Source organism: Halobacillus sp. BBL2006 (assembly GCF_000786645.1).
Taxonomy (GTDB): domain Bacteria; phylum Bacillota; class Bacilli; order Bacillales; family Halobacillaceae; genus Halobacillus.
The window spans coordinates 1-2,953 of record NZ_JRNX01000343.1 but is presented as its reverse complement, the minus strand read 5'-3'; the positions used below and the strand labels follow the sequence as shown (position 1 = coordinate 2,953).

Here is a 2,953-nt window from a genome sequence, read left to right as displayed (position 1 = left end):
TTCATTAGATTCTGAACGTGCGAGATCCATGTCAAAGTCCAAGTGAGAGTCACTAGAACGCATAGAGAAGAAATAACGCATGGCATCGATTCCGACTTCCTCCATCAATTCACGCAGCGTTACCGCTTTTCCTGTACGCTTACTCATTTTCACTTTTTCCCCATCCTGGAATAAGTTGACCATCTGGATGATTTCCACTTCTAGCGTATCCTCTTCATATCCAAGCGCTTGAATGGCTGCTTTCATTCGTGGGATGTATCCATGGTGGTCAGCGCCCCAGATGTTAATCAACGTGTTGAAACCGCGGTCCAGCTTATTTTTATGATAGGCAATATCCGGAGTTAAATAGGTGTACGTACCATCATTCTTAATTAATACACGATCCTTGTCATCTCCAAATTTCGTCGTTTCAAACCATGTCGCATCATCTTTTTCATAAACAAAACCTTTATCCTTCAATACATTCAACGCACTATCGATTTTGCCGTCTTGATATAGAGACGTTTCAGAGAACCATTCATCAAATGGAACACGGAATTCTTCCAGATCTGTCTGGATCTTTTTCAATTCGTACTTGAGTCCATATTCACGGAAAAATTGCAGACGCTCACTCTCTGCTACGTCAACCCACTTGTTTCCATCTTCTTCAGCAAGCTTTTTACCAAGTTCAATAATATCTTTGCCGTGATAGCCGTCTTCAGGCATTTCCCACTCTTTACCTAAAGCCTGCATGTATCGAGCTTGAACGGACAGAGCGAGGTTTGCCATTTGATTACCTGCATCGTTAATATAGTATTCTCGGGAAACATCATAACCGGCTGCATCTAAAACATTACAAAGCGAATCCCCTACAGCTGCTCCTCGCGCGTGCCCTAAATGAAGCGTCCCGGTAGGATTGGCAGAAACGAATTCCACCTGGATTTTATGACCGTTCCCTGTATTCGTGCGGCCATATTGTTCTCCTGCTTCGAGAATAGTAGGTACAAGCTCCGTCAAATATTGATTGTTCATATAAAAGTTAATAAAGCCAGGACCAGCAATTTCGATTTTTTCAATGGATGCTTTCGAGTTATCAAATTGCTCGACCAATTCACTCGCAATAGCACGCGGGTTTTTCTTAGCGACGCGCGCCAGCTGCATCGCCATGTTCGTGGCATAGTCTCCGTGCGCCTTATCTTTAGGCTGTTCTAGAACGACATCCGGCATTTCATCTTCGCCGGCAAGCTCAGCGGCAAGAACAGCACGAACAATCTCGTCCCTCAGTTTTTGCTCCATTTGTTCAACGATATTCATGATTCGCCCTCCTCCTCAAACGTCAGCGTCAAGCGGTGAGCCTGAGTCACTTCGTGGTTTAAAGTCATTTGATAGCTAAGGTCCAACCGTCCTTCTGAAGATTCTTCTAACGAACGAAACTCCAGCTTCTCTGTATAGGTTTTCATATGAAAATCACCATAGGTATGGTGGTATAAATTCTCTGTCTCTGTCTCTTTCTGAAACACTTGGCGCATTTCTACTCCACCGCTTCGCTTAATGCTTACATGATTCGGTTTCACCGTAATCATCGTCTTAATCGGATCCCCTTCATCAGGATGCTCCGTAAATGTAAGCACTTGGGTCTCGCCGCGAGTAAAAAATTGACCGGGTTCATTCACTTTCATCGTCTCACTGCGGTCCTCATCTCTAATTTTCGTAACGAGCTGAACCTGGACATCTTTTGCATTACTAGGCATGTCTATATTCCGCCCCTTTTTCAAACCGAGTTTCGTACACTATAACTTGTATATTATAAGAATTCATGAAGAAAAACGCAAGTGCTCCGGGAGACTCGACAAGCATAAGACAAACACCATAGTGGAGTGAACGCTCTCCACGGAGGTGGTTGACTTATGTCTCGAGAGTCTGGGCACTGGAGTTAGACAAAGAAAAACGCAAGTGCCTTGGGCTTATGGCTGATTCTTTGCTCGTGTTGAGTGATATCCCCACTCGACTTGACGGATTCGACTTCTAGCCCGGGCGATTCTTCTGTCTGCTTGATTGATTCTGTATCCCAGCATCAAAAATTATTCCAAAAGCTGTTCAGCCAGCTTTTGTATTTCATTCACATGCTCCAAATGACCGCTGACACTATACGCCGTATATAACGCAGCAATCGCAACGACTATGATGATGTACCACTGCTTAGGAATAAACTTTTGAAACGGCCGGCGATCAGGTATCAGCCCGAGCAATAGAAACGGAAGAATTAGTCCTATGACGGTCACGTCCATATTCCAAAGTGAACGTTCTTTTGAAACCTCTAAATAAAAGAGTACCGCTTCCATCTGTTGATCTGTAACATCTACTGACTCCTTTTGCTTTGAAAAAAGTCCTCGCTCAATGGTTAACGTCTGTCCATCGATCGAGTAATCATAACCTGATGGGTTCCAATTCGCTACAAAGGTGACGGCTAATAAACTAGCCATGATTAGGGTGTAGGCTACTATTATTCCAATAACTTTCTTATCCAAAACCTTTCGCTCCTCTCTTTGGTTTCTTATTCATATAGAAAAGCCACCATGAAACCAGTCACAGTGGCCTAAAATTCAATAATTATATGCACTCTATCATTTATGTTCTTTACATGTCCAATTCCACACTTCAAGTCCCGGGAGCTGGCTTCTACGCCGTTGGGCAGTCGCTTCCTCACTTACTCACACAAATCCTAACAGCATTTCGCGGACGAATTTACTGGCGGCAATCGGTGTTTTTTCAGATGGATCATAAGCTGGGGCTACTTCAACCAAATCCGCTCCTACTACATTCACATCGCTGCCAGCCACTTCGTGAATCGCGGCGAGCAATTCCTTGGAAGTAATTCCTCCAGCTTCCGCTGTCCCTGTCCCAGGAGCAAAAGCAGGATCAAGAACATCTATATCTATCGTGACGTAGACCGGTCTTCCGGCGAGTTCTGGCA

At 44.3% G+C, this 2,953-nt stretch carries 4 protein-coding genes; all 4 read right to left on the bottom strand.

Annotated elements, in window-relative coordinates; genetic code table 11:
* Positions 1 to 1,293, bottom strand: a 1,293-nt coding sequence (gene argS, locus LD39_RS10880; protein WP_035546200.1) for an arginine--tRNA ligase, incomplete at its 3' end; no start/stop codon positions are given.
* On the bottom strand, positions 1,290 to 1,730 hold the full coding sequence (locus tag LD39_RS10875; protein WP_035546199.1) for a DUF1934 domain-containing protein: 441 nt from the start codon (positions 1,728 to 1,730) through the stop codon (positions 1,290 to 1,292). The genes LD39_RS10875 and argS, both read right to left, overlap by 4 nt.
* Positions 1,731 to 2,060: 330 nt before the next feature.
* Positions 2,061 to 2,507, bottom strand: coding sequence for a hypothetical protein (locus LD39_RS10870; protein WP_035546197.1), 447 nt, complete (start codon positions 2,505 to 2,507; stop codon positions 2,061 to 2,063).
* A 183-nt stretch (positions 2,508 to 2,690) separates the two neighbouring features.
* A partial coding sequence (locus tag LD39_RS10865) for an arginase family protein (RefSeq protein ID WP_035546195.1) occupies positions 2,691 to 2,953 on the bottom strand: 263 nt, incomplete at its 5' end.

Coding starts and splice junctions, on each gene's coding strand:
- LD39_RS10875 (WP_035546199.1), bottom strand. CDS start 1,730: ATGCCTAGTAATGCAAAAGATGTCCAGGTTCAGCTCGTTACGAAAATT.